At 51.7% G+C, this 21,871-nt stretch carries 19 protein-coding genes and 1 pseudogene; 16 read left to right on the top strand and 4 right to left on the bottom strand.

Going from position 1 to position 21,871, the window contains the following annotated elements; genetic code table 11:
- Positions 1-883: 883 nt before the first annotated feature.
- From RHM58_RS25330 to RHM58_RS25310, 5 genes are all read left to right on the top strand, one after another.
- Positions 884-3,964, top strand: coding sequence for a TrlF family AAA-like ATPase (locus tag RHM58_RS25330; RefSeq protein ID WP_322268504.1), 3,081 nt, complete (start codon positions 884-886; stop codon positions 3,962-3,964).
- A 148-nt stretch (positions 3,965-4,112) separates the two neighbouring features.
- Positions 4,113-4,916, top strand: coding sequence for a hypothetical protein (locus RHM58_RS25325; protein WP_322268503.1), 804 nt, complete (start codon positions 4,113-4,115; stop codon positions 4,914-4,916).
- Between the two features lie 194 nt (positions 4,917-5,110).
- Positions 5,111-5,479, top strand: coding sequence for a hypothetical protein (locus tag RHM58_RS25320; RefSeq protein WP_322268502.1), 369 nt, complete (start codon positions 5,111-5,113; stop codon positions 5,477-5,479).
- A gap of 109 nt (positions 5,480-5,588) precedes the next feature.
- Complete coding sequence (locus RHM58_RS25315) at positions 5,589-5,990, top strand: hypothetical protein (protein ID WP_322268501.1); 402 nt, start codon at positions 5,589-5,591, stop codon at positions 5,988-5,990.
- A 458-nt stretch (positions 5,991-6,448) separates the two neighbouring features.
- On the top strand, positions 6,449-6,913 hold the full coding sequence (locus RHM58_RS25310) for a hypothetical protein (protein WP_322268500.1): 465 nt from the start codon (positions 6,449-6,451) through the stop codon (positions 6,911-6,913).
- Between the two features lie 181 nt (positions 6,914-7,094).
- On the opposite strand, the gene RHM58_RS25305 is transcribed toward RHM58_RS25310, so the two are convergent.
- Positions 7,095-8,060, bottom strand: a complete 966-nt coding sequence (locus tag RHM58_RS25305) for an endonuclease (protein ID WP_322268499.1) — start codon at positions 8,058-8,060, stop codon at positions 7,095-7,097.
- A 1,176-nt stretch (positions 8,061-9,236) separates the two neighbouring features.
- Between RHM58_RS25305 and RHM58_RS25300 the strand changes: the two genes are divergently transcribed.
- The 7 genes from RHM58_RS25300 to RHM58_RS25270 all read left to right on the top strand — a co-directional run bounded on the left by RHM58_RS25300 (position 9,237) and on the right by RHM58_RS25270 (position 14,385).
- A complete protein-coding gene (locus RHM58_RS25300; protein WP_322268498.1) occupies positions 9,237-9,899 on the top strand; it encodes a J domain-containing protein in 663 nt (220 codons plus the stop codon).
- 412 nt (positions 9,900-10,311) lie between these two features.
- Positions 10,312-10,593: a hypothetical protein gene (locus tag RHM58_RS25295; protein ID WP_322268497.1), complete on the top strand. Its 282-nt coding sequence runs from the start codon at positions 10,312-10,314 to the stop codon at positions 10,591-10,593.
- Positions 10,594-10,706: 113 nt separating this feature from the next.
- Positions 10,707-11,873, top strand: coding sequence for a restriction endonuclease (locus tag RHM58_RS25290; protein WP_322268496.1), 1,167 nt, complete (start codon positions 10,707-10,709; stop codon positions 11,871-11,873).
- A gap of 212 nt (positions 11,874-12,085) precedes the next feature.
- Positions 12,086-12,319, top strand: a complete 234-nt coding sequence (locus RHM58_RS25285; RefSeq protein ID WP_322268495.1) for a hypothetical protein — start codon at positions 12,086-12,088, stop codon at positions 12,317-12,319.
- Between the two features lie 2 nt (positions 12,320-12,321).
- The gene (locus tag RHM58_RS25280; RefSeq protein WP_322268494.1) at positions 12,322-13,047 is read left to right on the top strand and encodes a restriction endonuclease; all 726 of its coding nucleotides are present in this window, start codon (positions 12,322-12,324) and stop codon (positions 13,045-13,047) included.
- Between the two features lie 154 nt (positions 13,048-13,201).
- On the top strand, positions 13,202-13,468 hold the full coding sequence (locus RHM58_RS25275; RefSeq protein ID WP_322268493.1) for a hypothetical protein: 267 nt from the start codon (positions 13,202-13,204) through the stop codon (positions 13,466-13,468).
- Positions 13,465-14,385 carry a phospholipase D-like domain-containing protein gene (locus tag RHM58_RS25270; RefSeq protein WP_322268492.1) on the top strand — a complete coding sequence of 307 codons (921 nt, stop codon included), beginning with the start codon at positions 13,465-13,467 and terminating at the stop codon, positions 14,383-14,385. Before RHM58_RS25275 ends, RHM58_RS25270 begins: the two co-directional genes overlap by 4 nt.
- A 393-nt stretch (positions 14,386-14,778) precedes the next feature.
- On the opposite strand, the gene RHM58_RS25265 is transcribed toward RHM58_RS25270, so the two are convergent.
- Positions 14,779-15,393, bottom strand: a complete 615-nt coding sequence (locus RHM58_RS25265) for a hypothetical protein (protein ID WP_322268491.1) — start codon at positions 15,391-15,393, stop codon at positions 14,779-14,781.
- A 124-nt stretch (positions 15,394-15,517) separates the two neighbouring features.
- Here RHM58_RS25265 and RHM58_RS25260 point away from each other — a divergent pair, with 124 nt between their 5' ends.
- The 3 genes from RHM58_RS25260 (at position 15,518) to RHM58_RS25250 (ending at position 17,708) form a co-directional block, all read left to right on the top strand.
- Positions 15,518-16,654, top strand: coding sequence for a hypothetical protein (locus RHM58_RS25260; protein WP_322268490.1), 1,137 nt, complete (start codon positions 15,518-15,520; stop codon positions 16,652-16,654).
- 70 nt (positions 16,655-16,724) lie between these two features.
- Complete coding sequence (locus RHM58_RS25255) at positions 16,725-17,456, top strand: hypothetical protein (protein ID WP_322268489.1); 732 nt, start codon at positions 16,725-16,727, stop codon at positions 17,454-17,456.
- A gap of 57 nt (positions 17,457-17,513) precedes the next feature.
- Positions 17,514-17,708, top strand: a complete 195-nt coding sequence (locus RHM58_RS25250) for a tetratricopeptide repeat protein (RefSeq protein ID WP_322268488.1) — start codon at positions 17,514-17,516, stop codon at positions 17,706-17,708.
- A 657-nt stretch (positions 17,709-18,365) separates the two neighbouring features.
- On the opposite strand, the pseudogene RHM58_RS25245 reads toward RHM58_RS25250, so the two are convergent.
- A pseudogene (locus RHM58_RS25245) lies at positions 18,366-18,566 on the bottom strand (AbrB/MazE/SpoVT family DNA-binding domain-containing protein).
- 748 nt (positions 18,567-19,314) lie between these two features.
- On the opposite strand from RHM58_RS25245, the gene RHM58_RS25240 reads away from it, so the two are divergent.
- The gene (locus RHM58_RS25240) at positions 19,315-20,190 is read left to right on the top strand and encodes a hypothetical protein (RefSeq protein WP_322268487.1); all 876 of its coding nucleotides are present in this window, start codon (positions 19,315-19,317) and stop codon (positions 20,188-20,190) included.
- 89 nt (positions 20,191-20,279) lie between these two features.
- Here the strand turns inward: RHM58_RS25240 and RHM58_RS25235 are convergent, their stop codons facing one another.
- Positions 20,280-21,743 (bottom strand): SIR2 family protein, encoded by a 1,464-nt coding sequence (locus tag RHM58_RS25235; RefSeq protein WP_322268486.1) that lies wholly within the window; start codon positions 21,741-21,743, stop codon positions 20,280-20,282.
- Between the last annotated feature and the right edge of the window lie 128 nt (positions 21,744-21,871).

The raw sequence follows: 21,871 nt of genomic DNA, 5'->3' as shown, positions 1-21,871 counted from the left end.
TGGGAGGGTAGCGACTGAAACCTTGGAGCCGGCACTGGACAAGGCGATCCAGGCTCTTTGTGTGTCACGTAGTCCAGAGTTCTTCAAAATGAGGGACGCAGTGTATTTTTTTATAGTTCGATTTGAGTACGAGTTTTCTAACACCTCAAAAATCGATGTTTCTCCGGAAAGAATAGATATGGATGGGCGCCCCATCGCGATCTGATCACTATAGATTTTCTGAGAAAAAGCCTGGGACGCTTCGGCCACGCGGGTGGCGCTCTGGGTAGCCTGAAAGGAAAGAAAGGCAGCGTACGCCGACATTGTTGTCGCTATAACTGAAAGCACGCCCAGCACGCTAGTACTGGAAAAACATCTCCAAGCTATCCCAACCCATCTAGCGACGACCGGCAACGATTTTCGAAAAGTTTCCACACGCAACCTTTACTCACTGAATTGCGTGCTGTATCGGCAAGATGAACACTGACTTGATGGCTGGAAAAAAGATCAAATTGTGCGCGGCTTTCCCGGGCGACTTTGAGCCTCTTAGCAACAACCTTCCCAGCTACGACCAGAAATTCAGGCTCATGAGCCATTTCTTGATGGGCGGTCGGTGGATTGGAGAAGGGCTGATTGTGTTCATAAGGTAGTTATTGGACAGTGCCTTGGACTGTCGCTTCTTCGGGCTACAGCCCGGCTCGCCGTCATGTGTGCGCCTAGGTACCATACTGCTGGCAGAATGATTCTGCAGTTGAGTCTGATTGATCTCGTCCAAAAAACGTTCTTCCCACTTTCATGTGGCCAAATTTGTGCATTTCCCGGCAGAAGTCGCTTCGATGAGCTTTCCTCAGTGGCGGAAGGAGCTTCACTCTGAGGTTCTGATCGGGATATCGGGGAAAGTGCGATGCCAGTAATTTTGCAGGGCTCGACATGGAAAAAATGGGATCTTCACGTCCACACCCCCGAGTCATTGGTTCACCACTACCCCGGCGAAAAGGAGGCGGCGTGGGAGGCATTTCTAGACGACCTTGAGAGATTGCCAGCCGAGTTCAAAGTTCTAGGCATCAACGACTACCTATTCGTAGATGGATATGCCCGTGTTCTGGAGGAGCGGCGTAAGGGGCGTCTTGCAAATATTGAGCTTGTTCTTCCTGTAGTGGAGCTGCGGCTAGATAAGTTCGGCGGAATATTGGAGCAAGGCGAGGAGGGTTATAAGCCTTCCAGTTGGAGCCGGATCAACCTCCATGTTGTTTTCGATGAGGTAGACCCTCAACTGATTCGTGAGCAGTTTATGCCTGCAATTTCTCAGGGGTACTCCCTCGTACCTGAGTCGCCAGGCGGGCGTTGGGCCGGAGTCATTACAAAAGTCAATCTGATCGACCTTGGGGAGCGAGTCCTCAAGTCAATGCCGGAAGCATTGCGGGCCGGTGCACCTTCAGCGCTGAAGGTCGGGTTCAATAACTTGAATGTCAGTTTCGAGGCTGTCCGAGCGGCTCTTAAGACACAACATTTTGATGGTAAGCACATCATCGCCTTGGGAAAAAGCGAGTGGGACAGTCTGCGCTGGAACGACCATACGATCGCGGACAAGAAGACGATAATTAATGACGCAGATCTAGTTTTTACCGCCGCTGCTAATCCGGAAGCCTACTTGAAGGCGCGCAATGGATTGAAGGCGGCACAGGTCAATGCCCGCCTTCTTGATTGCTCCGATGCGCATTCGCTCAGTACCTCGAAAGATAAAGACCGTGTCGGAAACTGTTTCACATGGATCAAAGCCGACTCTACATTTCAGGGCCTGCTTCAAGCCATTCATGAGTTCGATGACCGGGTGTATGTCGGCGATGCTCCACCAAAGCAGAAGATGATTGAGCAGAGCAAAACCAAATTCATAAGCTCAATCAAAGTTAGCAAGGTGGCTGACTCCGCTCTTCCGGAGCCCTGGTTCGATTTGGATATTCCTCTAAATCCAGACTTGGTGGCGATCATTGGCAACAAGGGCAGTGGTAAAAGCGCCCTATCCGATGTCATCGCGCTGGTGGGAAACACCAAGCACCATGCGAAGTTTTCATTCCTTAAAAACACACGGTTTCGCAGCCCAAAACGGAAGTTCGCGGAGAATTTCATAGGTGCATTGACTTGGCTGGACGGCTCTGTCACGCAGAGATCTCTGCAAGAGGATCCTGAACCCAGCAGTGTGGAACGAGTGAAGTATCTCCCTCAAAGTTATCTGGAAGATTTGTGTAATGAGCTTGGGGAGGGTGGATCTTCAACCTTTGATGCAGAGCTCCGAAAAATCATCTACTCCCATGTCCCTGAAGAGGAACGGCTTGGTAAAGCCTCTATGGACGAACTCCTAGAATTCAAGGTCGCAGAAATAGAAAAGGCTCGCAAAGGCTTGAGGGAGAGCATTGGCAAGATCAACGCAGAAATCATTGAAGCAGAACGGCGGTCGACAAAAGATTTCCTTAAATCTCTGCAGGAGCAATTGGCTGCCAAGCAAGGAGAGCTTGCGGCATTAAATGAAGCTCAACCGCAGCCAGTACTAGATCCAAGTGTTTCTCCTGAGGCCTTGGCTGAAACGAAACAGGCGGCAGAGCAAGTGGCCGTCCTTGAAGGCGAAGGTCGCAAGATCGAAGGCGAGGAAGCAGCGCTCAAGACCGCCAGATCGGTTTCGCTTAAGAGAGAAGCGGTTGCCAAACGAATCTCTACTGCTTTAGTCAATTACGGCAAGCAGCATGCGGCCTTCCTCGGTGACCTGAAAGTATTGATGGCAGATCTCGATGTGGAGTTACCCATCGACTCCCTAGTAACCATGAGGGTCGATACCGGGCCGGTTGACGCCATCGCCGCAGCGGCTCAAGCGCAAGTCAAGGCGATTGATATCGACCTGGGAAGTGAGGAGCAGGGCAGTATTTTACAACGCAAGGCGCTGGCTGCGTCTCAACTTGTAGAAGCTAAAAGCAAGTTAGGAGAAGCGCAAAGGCTGTATGTGGTCTACAGGGAAAACCTGGCAAGCTGGGAGCGCGCCAAAGCAGAGCTCATTGGCGCTGCAGACAAGCCGGGAAGTCTTGTGCAGCTGCAAGCCGAGATAGAATTGTTGGCAGACCTGCCAGCGCAGCAGACGGTACTTCGTGCTGAGCGTTTTGACAAAGCTTGTGAGATGCACGGCTTGATCCAGTCCATGGTTGATGAGTTCAGCCGACTCTATTTACCTGTACAGCGTTTCGTTAACTCGGAGGAGCAGCGCGAGCTCAACCTTCCTCTGGATTTCCAGGTTCGAATTGAAGAAACAGGGTTTGCCGACCAGCTTCTGAAACGAATCAATCAGAGGGTTAGGGGATCATTCATGGGCGTCGACGAGAGCTCTCAGATGCTGCGCAACCTACTGTTGGCCGCCAGTTTCGAAACGGCGAATGAGGCCGTGGCCTTTGCCGACGCGATTGACGATTTGCTTCACTTCGACCGTCGAGAAGGGCAGCCCGAAAAACAGATTCTCTTAGCCGACCAGCTCGCTCGAACCGTGACTGCACAGGAATTGTTGGATTATTTGTACTGCCTGGATTACCTGGCTCCCCGGTACTCATTGACTTACGAGGGGCAGGAGATCGGGCAGCTTTCGCCCGGCGAACGCGGCTTGCTCCTTCTGGTTTTCTACCTTTTGGTGGATGAGGATGATATTCCGATTGTCATTGATCAGCCCGAAGAGAACTTGGACAACCAGACTATTTTTCGAGTTATGGTGAAGTGCATCAAGCGAGCGAAGGAGCGCCGGCAAGTAATCATGGTGACGCACAACCCCAATCTAGCCGTGGTGTGTGATGCTGAGCAGATCATCCATGCTGCGTGTGACAAGGCTGCGAGTCGGTTCGATTATGAAGCCGGGGCGATAGAGCATCCCGACATCAAAGCACGTGTGGTCGAAATTCTTGAAGGTACTGAGCCTGCTTTCAAGAACCGGCAAGGTAAGTATCGATTGCAGTAAACTGATGGCAGAACATGAGTGCCGCACTATATCGTTGGCCTTCGCGATACGGGTATAGGAAGTTCCGTCGGTTTGGCCTACCAGATGGCCAGGTGGTGTGGTTTGACGTAGCTAGGTACGTAATTACAAACATTTGCTAGGAGCGAACATGACGATACCGACGCTATGGGGAGTAGTTTTCAAGGCAGTCGCATGGGGCTGGCAACGCCTTACCAAGGCGATGTTCTATAAAACCTATTCCGACGCGCATCAACGATGGACGAAGCGTCACCGACTTGGAGCTCGATGGCAAAAGCTAGGACAGCATGTCGAGTATTCCCTTTATCTGGCAAAGCCTACCGACACCGAGCCTCGAGTTTCCAAGGTGGCGTTCCGAGCAGTGGAGATTGGAGTCACGAAATTTGAATGCGTATTTGAAGCAGTGGGCGCGGGTGTTCGATATCAAGACGCGATAACTGTGCATGACCTAGATCGCTCTCCGATCGTTTTTAACCTTGTGAGCATTCCTTCGCAAAAATTCCTTTCGCACCTTGAGAACGATATTCGGTTTTCCGTGGAGAGCTACCAATTTCGTAAATGTGTCGTTGAGCTGGTAGGAGGTCAAAGCGTAACGGAATTCGATTCACTTACCTCTCACCTTACTCACACGTGGTTGCTGCAGGACACGTGGAGTCGTCGGTGGGGTGTTTGCTGGAACTCCAATTCGATTGCCTACGCGAAGCGCGAAATAGAGATGTATTGGAGATGGGGATTCGGCATTCGTGGGGGATCTGCTTACACCCCGCTACCAAGCAGGCGGTCTTCGAAGAAGACGTTCTGGTCGTTTTGGCGTAGGACGGTGGTTTGGCTCATGTCCAGCCCCTGGATAGTAACGCTGCAGTTCTGGGCTGCCATCTGGTCGGGACTGTTTATTCTGGATGAAAACGACCGACTGCGGCGCCAGCAGTCATGAACCTAGCATTCGAGTATCGCGCCAGACGCTAAATCGCTCGATTCTATTGTATTTTCTTCAGGGCAGTTGCCTATCACGTCGCAGGCACTCGCAAGCTGCGATAATAGCAATGCTTAAATTGGCCCAGCTGGAGTGATAGCATTTTGATGTCGCGGGCATTAGTCTTCAGACTCTTTACTTCACCAGGGATGACCATGAACAAACTCATCGTAGCAATTGGAATGTGCTTCGTGCTCGGCGGATGCGCCACTTCCCACTTCACCGCTGGCCGGGATTTCTCCTCAGCAAATGTGATCAGGTTAGAGAAGGGGAAGACGACTACTGCGGAGCTCAAATCGCTCTTTGGTGAGCCATACGCGAAGAGCGCTGTGAGCGAAACCGACGAGAAATGGATCTACACATACACGAACGGCTCAGCTCATGCGCAGAGCTACGTCGTGACGATGAAGGTAACGACAACGGGTACTCAGAAGACTCTGGATGTCCTGATCAGAAATGACGTCGTCATTAACTATACCTTCAGCGAAGGCCCGTCTCCCGGTTCGACTGTGGCTACTCAATAGCGCAAAATCTCTTGAAGTCGATGTACCCATCATTAGTAACGCCTTGTAACGCGCTAGGCGTATGGTCGGGCGGAGCCAACCTGGCATACCCAAATTAGAGGGTTCGAAAATGGATGTTATGGCCTTACTCCAGCAGGCGCTCGATGCATCAACGAAGCTGCGGGAGCTATCCAAGAAAATTGAGGACGCCGATTTTAGGATGCTGCTCGCCGATCTACATTCTGCACTGGCTGATGCGAAGTTAGAGTCAGGAGATCTGAAAATGAAGCTGGCCGCAGCGCAGGAACGGGTACTTGATCTTGAGCAGCAACTGGCGGAGCGCCAGGCAGGTGAGCCCTCATACACTGAAGAAGGGGTTTACAGTTTTGCGGGCGAAAGCGGACGCTTTTGTACATCTTGTTGGGATGATGGCAAGAAGCGAGTCAGGCTCTCGAGTATGCCTGCAGATTTTGATTTCGCTGGAAAATGGACATGCCCCAAGTGCAAAGCTTGCTATGCCGGTGCTGCATAAGATTACTGATCTTGAACGAGTGTGAGCCTGACTCGACGTTGGAGGAGTGATCACAGCTAGCTGAGAGGAGGCAATCGTAGCCAACGCCCGACTTTGGTTAGGTAAAGCCATGAATGTGCAGGTCGTTTCTTCGGGCCGTAAAGCCCGGCTCACCTAGTCACCCCAGTATTTTGTTAACGATGGAAGCAACATTTCTAGCGTCGTCAATCCCTCAGTGATAGGTATCACTGCCAAACCAAGCCTAACGACTCTACCGTTTTCTTAAATCCCTTCGGTTGATTCTCGTAAAGACCGTTTTGCCATTTCCTCGTGTTGAAATGTGAAACGACCGTAATTGGCCGTTAGAGTGGGGGCCGAATTCACTCAAGCGCGAACCGATCGATTCTCCGCAGGAAAATCCTTAGGGTGCGACTAGAATCCCAGTGCGGACAGTATGCCGCCGCCACTTGGAGAAAATCATGGATCGTCGATTCCTGGGGCTGTTGATCTTTCCTTTCTGCGCTCTTTCCGCTTGCGCCTCAATTGACTTCGACTACCACGGCGAGAGCGACGAGACGAACGATGGGATGTTGTATTACGAGGGCACGCCATACGTGTTGATTCAATCCACAAAGGATTGCACTTACAACACTCAAGTGTTGATGGTTCCGACTGAAAAGAAGCGCCTCAAGCTCAAGTCGGGAGCAATAGGATCATCGAATCTGACCGTTACGCTTTCGCAAGGCATGATTGCTACTGTTGGGCAAACCACAGATACCAAAGTGCCTGAAATGGTGGCTGCTTTAACGGGGGCCTATTCGGCTACCAAAAAAACACAGAGCGTTGGAGATACTGGTTGTCCCCCGGAGGCGACTCTCTACGCGGTAGAGAACGGAAAGCTCGTACCAGCAGACGTAACAATCTTGTCGATCAAGGAAAAGTAAGCTGAAAATAACAACTCTGGCAAACACCTTCTGTGAGGCAGCGACAACACAAAAAACAGACACAATCCACGGATTGCTCCCGACACTCCGCGGATCACCGGTGCCCCAAAAAACGATCTGAAGGTGCCAGTTGAATCGGAGACAGCCTCGTTTTCACGAGACCTTTTTCAACGAGAAGCAATTATTTGCAGTTGCCTGCCTTTCGGTATCCCGCCGCTTGAGCTTCCGATTCCGAAGTGAAGGAAATCTGATTTTTCGCTGACACCTGCCCATAACCTGGGCACCCCATTGAGAGGTGGTAGACCTGACTTTTACGGTTACCAATGATCGAGCCTACTGCGGATGCGCTCGCAAGGGATGGCTGGACTGGTGTCCGCGGAGGATTGATTGGAACGGTGCTAACCACCCCATCACCAACTGCCTTGTACCCCTGCGACCATCGCCGCTCGCCAGTTACGAATGGATTCGAGTGCCCCATGATTGCTGCAATGCGGCGATCTCGCTCTTTCTCCCAAGACGAAACCGGGTACTGCTTATCCCAGGCCATTAGTAGCTGTTGCTGCTGACGAGACATGCTCAGTTTATATCTGTCGAACATGTAAAAGGTTGTTCTCGCGACCAGCCCTTTGACCTCATCACGCGGTTCCGCAGCTCGTTGATCGAAATCAACTCGGGTTTTGCATTGACCATACTGAGGCGCTACCCCGGAGGCCATACCGTAATTGAAATTGCTACGGTCGCCGTTCACCTCACCTACAGATGGATAGAGGTTAAAAAGATCGGCCTCCATGGCTCGGAAAACGGGATCATCATCCACACAGTTCTCTCGACCGCCATTCTGCCAGCATTGGCGTTGGTTACCGAATGTCCAGGCTGGAACTATGTGTTCCCACTCAGTCCGTTCTGCCCGATTCTCTTGTTTTCTGGCCTTAAGGCCGCATGACTCAGCATCGATACGGCCACCGGACTTACCTACCCACGTCCATTTGCAGCCGCAATACAGCTCGCCCATGGAGCTGTCGGCTTGATCGAGGTAGATCTTTTGTTTTGCAACGACCTTTGCTTCGGAAAAGGTCGATGGAGGGTTTGAAAAAGCGGGGGTAATTACCGAGAGAAATAGCGCTACTACAGAAAGCAGTTTTTTCATTGGAAAGCTTAAGCGGTTGAGGAGGGGTGAAGTATACGCACGACTCCATATCTACCGAAGGAGAACGACCGAACGCGAAGATGCAGGTGCGTCACAGGCGCGCGTGTTGCGGCGTAGAGCGTTACGTACGGCCGTGTCGGCATTGGTCATGCCGAGCACCTTGAATATGTTGAAGTGGGGAAGATGGTGGCCGGCTTCCGCTTTGGCACAAGGCCCCAGAGCCAGCAAGACTAGCTAGGAAAGCGTGGCAGCACCGTCCGAATCAGTTAGCGATAAGCAGCGCCAAGAAGCCACCCAAAAAATTATTTTGGCAGTGCCCCTTGAATCCAAAAAAGAAATCGGAGTTCTTATTTGATAGCAAAACAAAAGCAGAGATCTTGGAGCCTCCACCATATTTTGGCATTCATAGTTTTCAGGTCAGCCGGCTCGATTGACTTCTCCTGCTTTTGCCTAGGATCCGGCTCTTTGGCAATGAAAAGTGAAGACCGCAGTGAACGCCTAACTCGACTCGTAGAGAAGGGCAGGTCGCTTATTCGCGACGTGAGTCGCGGCTAGCCTTTTAAGCCACCTGAAATCTTTGGAGAGCGCAGCCTGGGTTTCCTGCATTCATAGAGATCAAGATCACCTGCTGACTTAGGTTATCGACGGCGGTAAATATTGTGTCGTTCAAGGTGATTACGGCTGCATCGGAAAGGCTGGCGCTTGCAACAAATCGGGTTCCCTTATCGGTACAATTTAGAGGTTTCACCCTCATACCATTGGTTTGTAACGTACTTTTCTCACTGTAACGTTGGGTGTGTTACATCGCACAAAACTGCGTTACACGTAGCCTCTGTGCGCTTCAACTGCGTGATGTAGAACACCTCGACAATACTCTTTCAGCCCCGTCATGCCCTGAGCGATCGTTCCTAGGCTCACCTGGTGGTGCCTGGCCATGGATCTTTCGATCGCACTCACAGCAGGTAAGAGAGCAACACAACTTCCGGATTGAAAATAGGAGCGTGAGTCCGAACAGATTCGATCCTTCTGAATAGTGGCGATTTGCCCTAGAATCAGTTCGAACCAATTTGGTTACAAACAGAAAGCTAGATATGGCACGACGCAAGGGACTTTGATTCTTGTCGATGGCCACATCATGCGTACGAAAAAACTAAAACAAGACAGGGATGCGGCGTGATGGGCAGCAAGGATCCTAAGGGCTTCTACGCAATTCTCGGAGTAGATACTGAGGCTGATGGGGCATCGATCAAAGCTGCTTATCGCCGGCGAGCGATGGAGCTACATCCAGATCGAAACGCGTCAACTGGTGCCACCAGCCAATTTCAGCATCTTAATGAAGCCTATGCCGTACTGAGCGAACCAGAGTCTCGAGCCGAATACGACACGATGTCGGTAGAGGCCGCCGAAGAAGGATCGGCCGAAACGTTTGAGGTTCCCGAACCGATCGTCTGCTCCCGTTGTGGCAAAGTATCTGCGCAGCCTCGCTACGTAATATTTTTAAAGGCCAAAAGTTTTTTGGTTTTCACCCTACGTTCCATGAGCCAAGGGATTTTCTGTAGCCCCTGTGCAGAAAAGAAAGCTCTCCAGGCATCTGCGATTACCTGGACATTGGGTTGGTGGGGTGTCCCGTGGGGCCCAATCTATTCCATCCATGCCCTCTGGGTGAATTTGCTCGGTGGCAGTCAACCCGTGTTACCAAACGCGCGATTGGCTGCTCATCAGGCATGGTATTTCGCTGCTTCTGGCCGCCCAGATATGGCTCGTGCGGTCGCCATGGACGCGCTTCGTTTGGCGCAAAAAATTCCTCGCAAAAAAGTCCGGCGGTGGATACATCGATGATGAAGGGGCTAAGCTGCGTGCAAATATTGAAGCGTTCTTAACCGCGCTCGGCGGCAACACTATCCGCCTCAGGAATGCCTGGAGGCTTACGCAACGTCGGTTTTTTGTGCAATTAGCTGTAGTGGCTGCGGTAGCTGGCGGCATTACATTCGCAGCTATGAACGCGCAGACGCACACGTATTCACCACCTCGAGGCCCTAAGCCATACCTCTCTGAATTTACTGCGAATGGCGGTCAAGGCAAGCTGGCTTCGCCCACTGGACTACCTGCATCAAATGCGGCCGGCACAGCCACAACTCGCCAACCTGTAGCTCAAGCGCCCACCACGAGTGCTGGCACTACTGCTAAGCGAGCTTGGACGCGACCTCCAAAGGCGCCAAATGGGCAACCGTGGCCAACGCTGGCGTCTTATGTGAAGGGTTACCCTCAAACCAATTCCAATGGGCTTTCTACTGTCACCATCGACAATGGGCAGAACAATTCAGATGTCTTTGTAAAGCTCGTGTCTCTAACCGGAAACTACGCCAAACCAGCTCGCTTTGTGTTCATTCCTGCGCACGGGCGGTTCACGATCAAAGCAGTCACACCTGGTAGCTATGATGTGCGCTACAGGGATCTTGTCGCTGGCTACCTGTCGCGCTCCGAGCAATTCACGCTTGAAGAGAAAAACCTCCCGGGGCACGCAATACAGTGACCTCACGCTCACTCTGTATAAAGTCCAAAACGGCAACATGGCGACCTACAACCTATCTGAAGACGAGTTTGAGTAATCTCAAACGCGATACCTTTACAACGGGAAGGAATTCCATGATCTACCAATGCAACGGATGCAAGCGAACAACGTTTGAAACGGCATGCCCCTGGTGCACAAGCTCTGAGCTTTCACCGTCGCCTGAGCTTAGCTCTCGCCACCTGACCCCTATCGACCCATCTTTCTATCCGGACTTTCAGTACAGGTCGAAAGGTCTCCTACAAGATTTTTTTGGGAAGAAAAAAGAACAGGCCCAGCTCAATGATCTGCTGAATAACGTCCTTAGAAAGTATTCTGAGCTGAAGCAGCCGTACTTCATTAATTTCATTCACACGACACGCGAGGGTGGTGGGAGCGCAGATGGGCACGGGGCGCCAGGGCCAAGAATGGACGGCGTCTATTCGGAGCGAGAGCTATTCAGGGAGGTTCTAATCCGCAAGGGATTCGATGAGCTTGAAGAGCTTCCATCTCTACTAGATAAGCTGTTAATGACTACTGCGTTTAACTCGGAATACTACGGTTTCTCTGTTGAGCTCAGTCGTCATCTCAAGGTGAATCTGGCTGATACCTTGCGATCTTGGATAGAGGAAGCTGGTGTCAGCTTCAGAGCTAACCTCGCTTTGTTCTACTACTTCCTATGGGAGAACGACGTCTCTTTCTCAGGAATCCAACTCAACCCTCAAGCTGCCACCACGGCGGGAATCCCGCTACTGCCAATGCAAGCATTTCGAAACGCATTGAGCCTGTGTGAGGAGATTCATTTCGATATTTTGGTGGAGCGCCTGGAGAGCCAACTCGAGCATTTTGATCCAAACCAGTTCATCACGATGTATCTCGTGGACGCCATGGACGGGTTCAAGTTTGAGGACTTCCTTGTCGAAATCTTCCAAACCATTGGCTACGACGTCAAAGAGACCAAAAGAACGGCTGATCAAGGAGCTGATCTGTTCGTGAGCCGGTTCGGCAAGAATATGGTGATCCAGGCGAAAAACTATTCTGGCTCGGTGGGCAATTCCGCTGTGCAGCAAGCCATCTCCGCCAAAGCTTTTTACGGTTGCGATGAGGCGATGGTCGTTACCAACTCGTACTTCACCAGGTCTGCAAAAGAATTAGCGAGTACGGCAGCTGTGCGGCTGGTTGATCGGGAAGGGCTTCAGAGCTATTTGGATGACTACAATCAGAAACTGATCGAGGTTTTTCAGGCCGACGAGGAAACAGCATAGTCACGTCGTGGGCTAGCAACGACGGGTAAAAAGAAGAAAGGAATGAAAGCCTAGGGCAGTTCTGGTACAGCCTCCCATCAGTGGCCGGGAGGCGCAATCAAAGGCATCAAGAGGTTTACCATCTTTGTGTTCTCCACGCATGGAGTCGGACGTAATCAACCCATCCAGCCTACGCCCTAGGGCGATACATAGGCTGGTAAACGGCGGTAAGCATGCAACAGGCATTTATTCTCAGAATTGCACCCAGCAACGTAAACAAGGTGCCGCTGGCGCTGAAAAGCGATCAAGTAATCATCGGCTGGTCTGCAACCGCCGGACTTCTTGATCTAACGCTATCTTGGAAGGCGTTTAGAAAGAAACTCCATGACACCCATTACGCGCCCGAAAAAATCTCCGCCGTGCTGGTGGTGCTGCCGGACATATGTGGCGGTTTGTCCGAGACATGAAGATGGGCGATCTGGTGGTCGTTCCAAACGGCCCAAAATTTTACCTGGCTGAAATCACAAGCGACGCGTTGTATCTCCCGGAACACACTGGCGAGGATACGAGCTATCGGCGCAACGTACGGTGGCTCAACAATAAGAAAGCGATTCCACGTGATTTCGCAAAAGCTCCATTGATTTCCAGAATGAAGGTATATGGTACGACTGCCCTGGCAACCGATGTGCTCGACGACATTCGAGATGCTCTTGCACGGGCGGAGGCCGGGAACAAACCATCGTTTAAGTACGAGCTGCAGACCGCATTGGTCAAAGAGACAGTTCAGCATCTCAGGTCAGGCCATATGGACAGCTTCTCTTTCGAGCATCTGATTAAGGATTTGCTGATCCAGATGGGCGCAAAGACAGCAACGGTTGTTCCCAGACTTTTGGATAAAGGTGCGGACATACTTGCCACGTTTCGTGTTGCCGAAACCTTTCAATACACACTCGCCGTACAAGCCAAACACTGGAATGACAAAGCCCCGGTGAACAACAAGGTCGTCGAGCAGCTAATTGACGGCATAGAGGCGGCGAACGCCACTCTAGGGATGGTTATCACGTCCGGCACAATTGCGGAAAGCGCTGTAAAGGCGGCCGAGGACTATGCCGAAGCTACCGGGATTCAGATCGAGCTGGTAGATGGTGATCAATTCGCGAAGCTTCTGATCGAGCAGGGCATTGGGAAGTGGTGACCAGCATCTCTCTGAGTCGACCTCGAACATTCGTAGCGACTACCCCCTTGTAGAGGGAGCGCTTACATCGTCTTCTAGGCAACCAAAAAAGATCATCATTTTCGATTACACCGAGTCTGCGGCACAAACTGCGAGCGATGTAATGGTACAAGGATTGAAGCTGTTACTGAATGGCTATGACTCAGGTCATGGCGACGAAATCATCGGGTTACTGGCTAATGCTGAGCATTTGGAGTGCATGGTTGCGTTTGCTAAGTCTTCCGCAAGCGAAACGATCCTCGAGCCTCTCAAGCAGGCGATTGCTCGTGGGATGACAGCCCGGATGGCGGTTGGTCTGAGCCTGTTCGTGACCGACCCCGCGATGCTGTATGAGCTGTTTAAGTTGGAAAAAATTCCCAAAACAAACTGGAACTCTATATGAGTTCAACAGAAGAAACCTTTCATCCCAAGGTCTACGCAGTGCGCGAGCCGGGAGGCCACAGAGTAATCGTTGGCTCCGCCAACATGACTGCTGGCGGCTTTTCCAACAACTACGAGGCATCGGTTTTGGTCAACGACCGCGACGGTGCATTGATGGCGTCTATCCAAGAGCACTTTGGAGGGTTGATCGAAGAGGGTGCGCTCGCTCGCGCAACAATGCCACGCATTAATGAGTACGCAAAACTCTATGCCGTTCACGAGGCTTGGCGGAAAATGGCAAGTCGACGTGCGGAAAAAATCTGCCGGGGTGACATGCACAGCTTGGAGGTGTTGGCTGATTGGTTGGCTGACATGAAAGCTGACGATTCGCCCTGCGGGTTTACGGCCCAACAAACCTACCGGGCGAGAGATCGGCTGATAGCGAGGCGACGGGTCAAAGAGATCGCGGGATTAGGTAAGGTCACCCGCGATACTTTCCTTGAGGCTTATGAAGGATTGCTCGGATGCTTTCATTCCGGAGGGCTACATCGCGGCAAGGGTATCGTGTCGCAGAAATCGAACCTCGTCATCAGTGCCCTTGCGGAGTTATTGGAGCTGAAACGCGCAACACCCGCCGAAGCATTTGAGTTATTGCACAGCCATTTCGAAGATATTGAACGAGCAGGCATCAATGTCTTGACGGAGATCCTCCACGCGTTGGACAACAAGCGATTTGGGGTCATGAACCGGAACGCGGTGAGCGGGTTGATCGTCGCCGGTTACGATCAATACCCCCTCCGGCCATTGAAGACCAATGTTACCCCCGAGCTTTACGAGCAATTTTGCCGAGACGTCAGGGAGGTTCAAACCCAATTAGAGTTGGAAAATCTCTCTGAGTTAGACGCTCTGTTCAACTACGTATATTGGCTTAATGATTAGGTCGCGTAGTCCGCGAGGCGGACATTCCGCAACCCTGGTGTGAGCGACTTCTGCTTGCAAGCTTATGCTCAACACGAGTAGTGGAGGGGCTATGCACGCAAGATTGGAAAAAATTTCTTGATGCTTGAACAAATGAAATCCTGCTTCTTAAGAAGCACCGAGCCACTCGGGCGGCGCGCAAATTGGATGGACATATAATCCACGCTGTAAGGAGTGTATCCGCGATGCAGAAACCGGCCTCAAACAGCGCGGGTACGATATCGGACTGTACACTTCGGGGCTGATTCGCAAATGTGAGGCACAATCCGAACAAGAAATTTTTGAGTGCTGCGCCCAAGGGCAGTCAGTAAGACCTAATACTGATAGCTAGCCTCTGGGCGTGCGTCAGTCATCTCAGTATGGTCGCAAAGGCTTCCGCACCACGGGACGGGGGCAAAACTCTTCATCAATCCTCTGCATCCAGTCGAGGTTTTCTGGCTGTCTAGCGGAACCCATAACGATCCGTACAGCGAATGCTCGGCACTCATCAAGCAGTGAGTTTGGGATCTGTTCTAACAATCCTTTGTATTCTTGAACGTTACCGTTACGGTAGTCATACAGGTCTGCGCACCAGAGACAGTAGACCCACTCGCTGATATCTTCATCTGTGTGTGACGAGGTATTGACTAAGGATTTGACGAAGGCGTCTATGTGTTTGCGCTCTCGCTTGGCGAAGCCGCGAGTAGTAAGGCTGAAAAATTTTAAAGCCTTGATAGCCTGGCGACTTTTCCAGGTTAGGGTGTCAAGCGATTCGGAATCACGCATCAACGGCACCAGTTGATATGGGTTCAGTAACTCTCCTGTATCAGGGGACACTGCATGCAATATCCGATCGAGGTTGAACGTTCGGCGCTCCTCTCGGGTATGGCAAAAAGCATCAATATTGGACTCGTTCTCCTTTCGCAGATCCGAGATTTCCCGCTCCGTAATCTGGCCTGAGCCATCGTGGTATTTTATGAGTACGCGCATCACTGCTCCTGTCATATGCAGTCCGACTTCCAGTCGACTCTGGTTGTAGTCTAGGGTCAATCATGTTGGCCACATAGGCAACTCGATGATTGCGAACCATCGATGTATACACCGAGGAGTTGACATGTCTGTTCTATTTTTTCTGCCCTGGGTTACAACTGCGGAAGAAGTGCAGCTAGGCAGCATGAGGTTGGTGCCATATGTGCGTGGAGAGGCACCGAGCGAGCTCCATGGCGTTACTCAAGGAGTGCTTGATGGCATCTTTGGAAGCTATGGGAATCAAACCTTCTCTCGCTCCCGCACTAGCGCTCATGTGAGCCACAGCACCATCATCACCTGGGAAAGCGATGCCGAGAGGCTAGATCTGTCGGAGGAACAAATTACCGCTCGATTGGGGATGGCGAACTACTTGGCGTTTTCTGCGTTGTCCCAGCGCAGATTCTGTAGTCATTATGAATACTGCAATTCAGACGGCTACCAAGTCGTTGCTCAGCGTTTTTCGGAAGACCGACCCGGGGACACCACGTTGACCACTCGAAGGCGCGATGGTCGCGGACAGCATTTTGTTGGATCTGCCGAGACCCCGAGATTTATTCGACCTCAGCATGTTGATGGTCGACTATTTTTGTCCTTGGACGCTCCATTGGTCATTGCACTGTTAGGTCTACCTGACTGTGAGCTGAAACATCGCATCGGCGAAGCCATAGACGTGTTTCTTCGAGCGAATACCGACTCTTCGACCATGCAAGAACGATCCGAACTGGTTCTTATGCGTGTCGCATTCGAGACATTACTGAATTCATCGCACGACACTCCAGGCTTGCGCCGCTGTTTCCGAAAACACTTCCAAGCCGAACTGCCTATCAAACCCTCTTGGGCTATTGGATCGCTGAATGAAGCTCAATGGAGGGCCAGATGGCCTAAATATGTTGAGCGTCCGCTAGACGCGTGGGTACAGGACTTCAGTGCCGCGAGAAACGCCGCTGCGCATGGCCCTCATGGAGAGTCAGAATCCTCTGTTTGGCAACGGCATAATCATTTGTTGTTCAGCAGTTGGCTGTTCCCATTAATGGTGAAGAAAATGCTGTCCGACGAGGGCCTGTACGAGTTGCAGGAGGAGGACGTGGTAGCTAGGCGCGGGTTTGAGGCTTTTTTCGCGTATGACCTTCTAGCCTATGCGGATGAGGAAGAAAGGGATCTTTGGTGGAATCGGGTCGAGCGCGAACTTTTGCTTCCTGTCTTCGCAAACAGAATTTTCTAAGCTCTAGATAGTTCATGATCAATTGGTTCGTAGCCATTTTGAGTGGCCAAGAATAATGGAGGGGGCAAGGATGCGGATTTTCGACTGGTTGTTCAAAAAGAGAAATGCAGACAAGCCAGAGATGGGCGCCGTCAGAACCAGATCTCAGATGATAGAGCTAGAGAAGCCTTTCCTACATGTCAGCACCATGGATTACGGCGGCCTCTACAGTCTTTCCGAATCAAAAAAATGGGCTGTTTCTTGGAGGGACTCAGACCCTGCTGCCGGTCGGGGAGGGCTGCGTGAAAGTGGGCTTGGCGAATTTGTTCTCGCCGACCTAGCAGGTGATCTCGTACCTGCGCATGGAAAGATGCAAAGACCTAATAATGGATCTGTCGCAGACAATGGCTCCTTCAGCCTTGAGGACTGGCACTTTGAAAATACGCTGTCAGGAACCTTCAGCGTTTTCGACAACACAGGCACGCCCATCGTAAACAAAGAATTGACGGCGAACATCCTCGACAGCGGTATCTCAAGGAATGGCAAGCTTGCCTATTGCGCGACAGCCAACAGCAAGACCGAACACAGCTACAAAATTTTCCTGTTCGACCTAGAGACCGGCGAGGAACTGTTTTGCATAACCCCTCGAACCGGAGGCATTGAAAGCTATGCATTTGACGAGGACAGAAAGCTACTGATTGCAGGCGTGAAGGGAGTGGGTAAATTCCGGTATGACAGGGGCGGTAACTTTGTCGATGCCGAGAATTTGGACAAGGCTAACCTTAACTCATCCGATTACAGTCGGATCATTCGAGCAGCTTAAAAGATACTGAACGAGCCCGACATTTCCCAATCCCGTGCTCGGGAAGCTCTTGACGCTGTGATTCGAGCTAGGTCGCTTGGAGCCGATGCCAACCCTGCATGGAAGCCAAATGCGCTTAAGGTTCAGGGTCTTGCCCACGAGACATTGGGTCAGCTTCGTGAGGCAATCCATATCTATGAGCAGGCACTCGCTTTGAATCCAAAAATAGGGGTGAAGCGCAGGCTGGATATTCTTAAGAAAAGGGTAGGCTGACGACTCGTGGCTCATGCCGCCTGGCCAGTACCTCCTGCTAATGCTTGGAGCCTAGCGTGTGAAGGAGACAATATAGACATCGCAGCCGAAGAGTGAGTAGGTGTGAAGCAGAAGACATCAAGGCTACCAACGTACCCAATGCAGGCAGGAGCTGATCGCGATGACATCTGATACAGAACTCCGGCATCGTGAGACCGCAAGGCGAAATGCACTTTGGAGACTTGCCTATATCCTTCCTGGCGATCTCAGGGCGCTCGATGCGCTGGACGTTCTTGACGATATTGAGCAGCGAGAACGGCTTGACACTGCGTCAATAGAACAGCCTCTCAGCGTTGAGGACGCTCTACGTTTCGTACCGACTGAGCCACATTCGGTAGGTTGCCGCATTGTTCGGGAGTCAAGCATTCCGCAGCCATGGCGTGAGCGTTTCCTGCTGGCCAGTGTTGGATCGACTCGTGTTCCGGAGGGGCCATACGCGCATGATTGGAATAAATTTCTTGTCGAGTGGCAGAAGGAAATGCGGCTGTTAGAAAAGCATAGGGTTGCTAGAGGCGAGCATAATTAGAGCCCGATACCGAGTAGTAATCCGCCCTTCCTTGGCCCTTCCTTGAATACTCAACTGTCCTCGGCGCTACCGCGCTGTTCGCTATTCCAAGCTTAAGTGAGGTCGTGTATTCGATCCGAGAATTGAGGCTTTTTTGATAGAACTAGGGCAACGCGTGTTGCCGACAGATTCTTCTATCAAATACATGGTGTCGCCAACATCCAGCTCCAACTCCTGCAACGCTTCATCGGGAATTTGAATCGCACCGTCACCATCACACTCGTCGATATGATTTTCATAGGTGGCTTTCTCACGTGTGGCTCCATTGCGTCTGAGTCGGGTCGCTATCGCTACCGCGATAGCGGCCTAATGCTTCGGCTCTCATGTGTTGTCCTGCGCCTTCGAGACCATCCCTATCTTTTCCGGCATCTTCTTCGTGGTCTTACCGTCCACCATCAGACACGCATGGGCCACCGATGGCCAATCAGGTAGATCGGTTGGAGTAAGCGACTTGGGGCAGAGCAGGAGAAGGTCACCAAGGGTAAACAGCGGGAATCCCTCCACGATGGGATAACCTCTAAGCGTTTTGACCTTACCCCACCGCGAATCAAAATCTGCTCCTGGACGTCGTCGGCGGTGACAACATCAACCAATCTCCATCGCAGCTCAAACCGGGTGGCCAGATCGTTCAGATCAGCTTCCTGACCGGTCAAAGCATCAGCGTTCGCCTGATGCCCCTCAACTTCCGTTAGACCTTTATCCAGGGCATCACAGTTGGGCCACGCTCTTTTGTCGGTAGGTGAACGAGCTCCTTTACCTGGCCGTTGGACGCTGAAGCTGCATTTGTATCCATCCAGGATTATCGACCCATCAAATAAGCAGTGGCAGTTAGCCGCATTAGCACCTTGATTCGTTATAGTAGGCCTGCTGTAAGCTTCCGGGCTCGGAAGTGCGGTGTGGATTTACCCGAGTGGCTCCCCGCACCAGTCTGTATCGCTTCTTTTGAAAGCGAATTGCATTGCAATGTGCTCAAGACAATGAAAGTTCGAATAGGGATGAGCGATGTACGTAGGTTTTGAGTTGAATAAGTACAGCGGTGTATCGACTGTACTGAAGCCCAAGGCTGATGAGTTTCGTCAGCAAGCTAAGGGCCGCTTCAATGAGCTGTCAAGCTATCTGATTGGCGTTTTTGAAAATAAGGAGGTGATTGACGCTGAAAAAATCGCGAGCCATATTTTCCCCACCCAAAAAGCTGACATTTTTCTGTCTCATTCGCATGCCGATGAAGACAAGGCGATAGAGCTCGCGGTTTCCCTACAGAACAAAGGCCTCAACGTCTTTGTTGATTCTTGTGTCTGGGGATACTTTCATGAGTTGCTTGACGAACTGAATACGGTCTATGCAGAGCCTAAGTATAAGGAAGGTCGAGTAATCTATGATTACCGTAAGGCCACGGGTCTGACTGCTGGCGTGCACATGATGTTGTCCGGTGCCCTTCATCAGATGATTCAACGTTCTGAGCTGTTTATATTTCTCAATACAGAAAAATCAGTTCCCCTCGAAGATTATCAAAGTTTTGATCGTACTTTTTCGCCCTGGATTTACTCTGAACTCCAGTTCAGCTCTTTTGTTGAGCGTAATACTCCTGATAGGCATCTCAGGGTAACCAACGAGTCTTACGATGGTACGGAACGTTTTATAAAGTCAACGGCTGCGACCCGATCTGACGTCGTGCTCGCCTTTAAAGCCTTCAACCGGCACCTTCCTAAGGTGACGGGCGACGAGATGCGGCGTTGGTATGATCAGCCCGTCTTCGCTAGCCGCGGCCGCTCGAAGGCAGAAGTAGCGCTAGATTCGCTGTATGAAGCCCAAGACCTGCCGGGCCGATACTCAGACTTAGAGCGTCAATTGAAGGAATCCGATAAGAGCAAGGGCTAAGATTGCATCAGCGGAAGGGGCAGCGCTTAAGCCGCCCCAATCGCGAATATCTACGCCCGCCACTTAGGGGCAGTGGTCAAAGCCGTAACTCAATCGTCGCTGTAAACTCGGTCGATAATTTTGAACACTCGCTTCAGGAGTGTTTCATGATTGTCCTCGCCCAGCAAAAGCTCATGGTTGGCAAGGGAGTCTAACTCTGCATCCGTTGGGCGTTGCACCTTCTTCCCTTTTACCGGTATGTCCGAACCCTTTAAGCGTTTGTAGATTTCTTCAGCGACGCCTTTGGTGGCGCCGATGGGTAGCAGGAAGGCACCCTGCTGGCGGGCAAACTCCAACTCTTCGAGCATGCCATCTGCTAGCACAAGCTCTCCGTCCTTCATTTTCAATCCACCAACAAAGATGATGACTCCTGCAAGCCTTGCAAGCTCCTGACGGAGTTTTGTCCATTCCTCGCGCTTCGGGGGCTGGCCCTTGATGGGTTGTGGGAACGGGCGTGCGGTCAGCCGCTGGTTGATGTCCCATTCCGCGCCATGCCGAAGGGCAGCCACGAAGCCTTGTAAAGAGGCGGAACCCACTAGGAGGCCGGCTCCGGTTACTAGGTCGCGCTGGTTTTCAGCGATGGCTTTCCCGAGCTTCTCCGAAAATTTGTAAATGTTCGATGAGTCCGCTGAGTCGCTGTCCACGGGCCAACTGCCGCTCACCCAGATACGACGGGCAGATAATCTGCGCTCGATTTGCTCCATCAGCTCTGGGATCTCGTCATAGGTATCGACTTCGACCACTCGCAGGCCGTAGCGGCGCAGGTCTTTAGCCCATAGGGTGTGCTGTGTTAGGCGTGCCTTGTGTTCTTTTGCAGAGCGGAAATCATCGCGATGGGGAGGCCGTACAATCGCGAAATGTTCGGGAGGGGCATCCGTAAAGCTGTCTCTGATCAGCGAGAGCACATGCTTGATGTTCGGGTCAGTGAAACTGAGACCGATGAACAGCATGGACATGCCTGTGAGGTGGGCCTGAAATAACGGAAGGAACTGCCCTCGCTCGCGCCCATAACGCTCATAGTGATCGGTGGAGATCACTACTTCACTTGGAGCAGTGACGCAACCATGCATTTTATAGAGGCGTGCTGCACCGGGCATAGGGAGTCTTCGTGCCAGTTCTTGACCCTTTGAGATGGCGTGGAGCGGTCGCTTGATTTCCTCGAAAGCCCGCTCAATCAGACGGTCATAATTGGTCGTCCAGATATGACGAAGGGGTAGTCTCGCCAGAATCCGTACGACTGGAGGAATGTCTTTGTTAGGACTGATTTCATTTAGGATGACGTTCTGCACGCGAGATGCATCGTTGTCCTGGATCGACCATTGCGCAAGGGCCGTGAGATCCTGAACATCCGTGGAATCGACGCCGAGCTCTTGTCCAATCTCCCTGAGCAGTTTGGCCCAGGAGGGATAGCCCGCCGCCATGGACACTCCCGCTCCGACAAATACAGCACCATTACCATCGTTCAGGGCCTTGGGGAATTCTTTTAGAAAATGCTTCCGATTAGCTGCGGTCATGCCGTTTCCTTATGGGCAAAGCTTTGTCAGTGTCCAGCGCGCAGGGAATGTACAATGTTGAGCTGAGGGCGGCAATTGGCCATGTGGTGTTCTGAGTCGGGCCTTTTCTTGTTGCGAGAGAAGCCGGT

This window comes from Pseudomonas sp. 10S4 (genome assembly GCF_034344865.1).
Lineage (GTDB): Bacteria > Pseudomonadota > Gammaproteobacteria > Pseudomonadales > Pseudomonadaceae > Aquipseudomonas.
The sequence above is the reverse complement of the archived record's forward strand: the minus strand, read 5'-3'. Positions and strand labels throughout refer to the sequence as shown.

What these genes read in the sequence shown, in the direction of transcription:
- RHM58_RS25330 (WP_322268504.1), top strand. Translation starts at nt 884, where the DNA reads ATGCCAGTAATTTTGCAGGGCTCGACATGGAAAAAATGGGATCTTCAC.
- RHM58_RS25325 (WP_322268503.1), top strand. Translation starts at nt 4,113, where the DNA reads ATGACGATACCGACGCTATGGGGAGTAGTTTTCAAGGCAGTCGCATGG.
- RHM58_RS25320 (WP_322268502.1), top strand. Translation starts at nt 5,111, where the DNA reads ATGAACAAACTCATCGTAGCAATTGGAATGTGCTTCGTGCTCGGCGGA.
- RHM58_RS25315 (WP_322268501.1), top strand. Translation starts at nt 5,589, where the DNA reads ATGGATGTTATGGCCTTACTCCAGCAGGCGCTCGATGCATCAACGAAG.
- RHM58_RS25310 (WP_322268500.1), top strand. Translation starts at nt 6,449, where the DNA reads ATGGATCGTCGATTCCTGGGGCTGTTGATCTTTCCTTTCTGCGCTCTT.
- RHM58_RS25305 (WP_322268499.1), bottom strand. Translation starts at nt 8,060, where the DNA reads ATGAAAAAACTGCTTTCTGTAGTAGCGCTATTTCTCTCGGTAATTACC.
- RHM58_RS25300 (WP_322268498.1), top strand. Translation starts at nt 9,237, where the DNA reads ATGGGCAGCAAGGATCCTAAGGGCTTCTACGCAATTCTCGGAGTAGAT.
- RHM58_RS25290 (WP_322268496.1), top strand. Translation starts at nt 10,707, where the DNA reads ATGATCTACCAATGCAACGGATGCAAGCGAACAACGTTTGAAACGGCA.
- RHM58_RS25285 (WP_322268495.1), top strand. Translation starts at nt 12,086, where the DNA reads ATGCAACAGGCATTTATTCTCAGAATTGCACCCAGCAACGTAAACAAG.
- RHM58_RS25280 (WP_322268494.1), top strand. Translation starts at nt 12,322, where the DNA reads ATGGGCGATCTGGTGGTCGTTCCAAACGGCCCAAAATTTTACCTGGCT.
- RHM58_RS25270 (WP_322268492.1), top strand. Translation starts at nt 13,465, where the DNA reads ATGAGTTCAACAGAAGAAACCTTTCATCCCAAGGTCTACGCAGTGCGC.
- RHM58_RS25265 (WP_322268491.1), bottom strand. Translation starts at nt 15,393, where the DNA reads ATGCGCGTACTCATAAAATACCACGATGGCTCAGGCCAGATTACGGAG.
- RHM58_RS25260 (WP_322268490.1), top strand. Translation starts at nt 15,518, where the DNA reads ATGTCTGTTCTATTTTTTCTGCCCTGGGTTACAACTGCGGAAGAAGTG.
- RHM58_RS25255 (WP_322268489.1), top strand. Translation starts at nt 16,725, where the DNA reads ATGCGGATTTTCGACTGGTTGTTCAAAAAGAGAAATGCAGACAAGCCA.
- RHM58_RS25240 (WP_322268487.1), top strand. Translation starts at nt 19,315, where the DNA reads ATGTACGTAGGTTTTGAGTTGAATAAGTACAGCGGTGTATCGACTGTA.
- RHM58_RS25235 (WP_322268486.1), bottom strand. Translation starts at nt 21,743, where the DNA reads ATGACCGCAGCTAATCGGAAGCATTTTCTAAAAGAATTCCCCAAGGCC.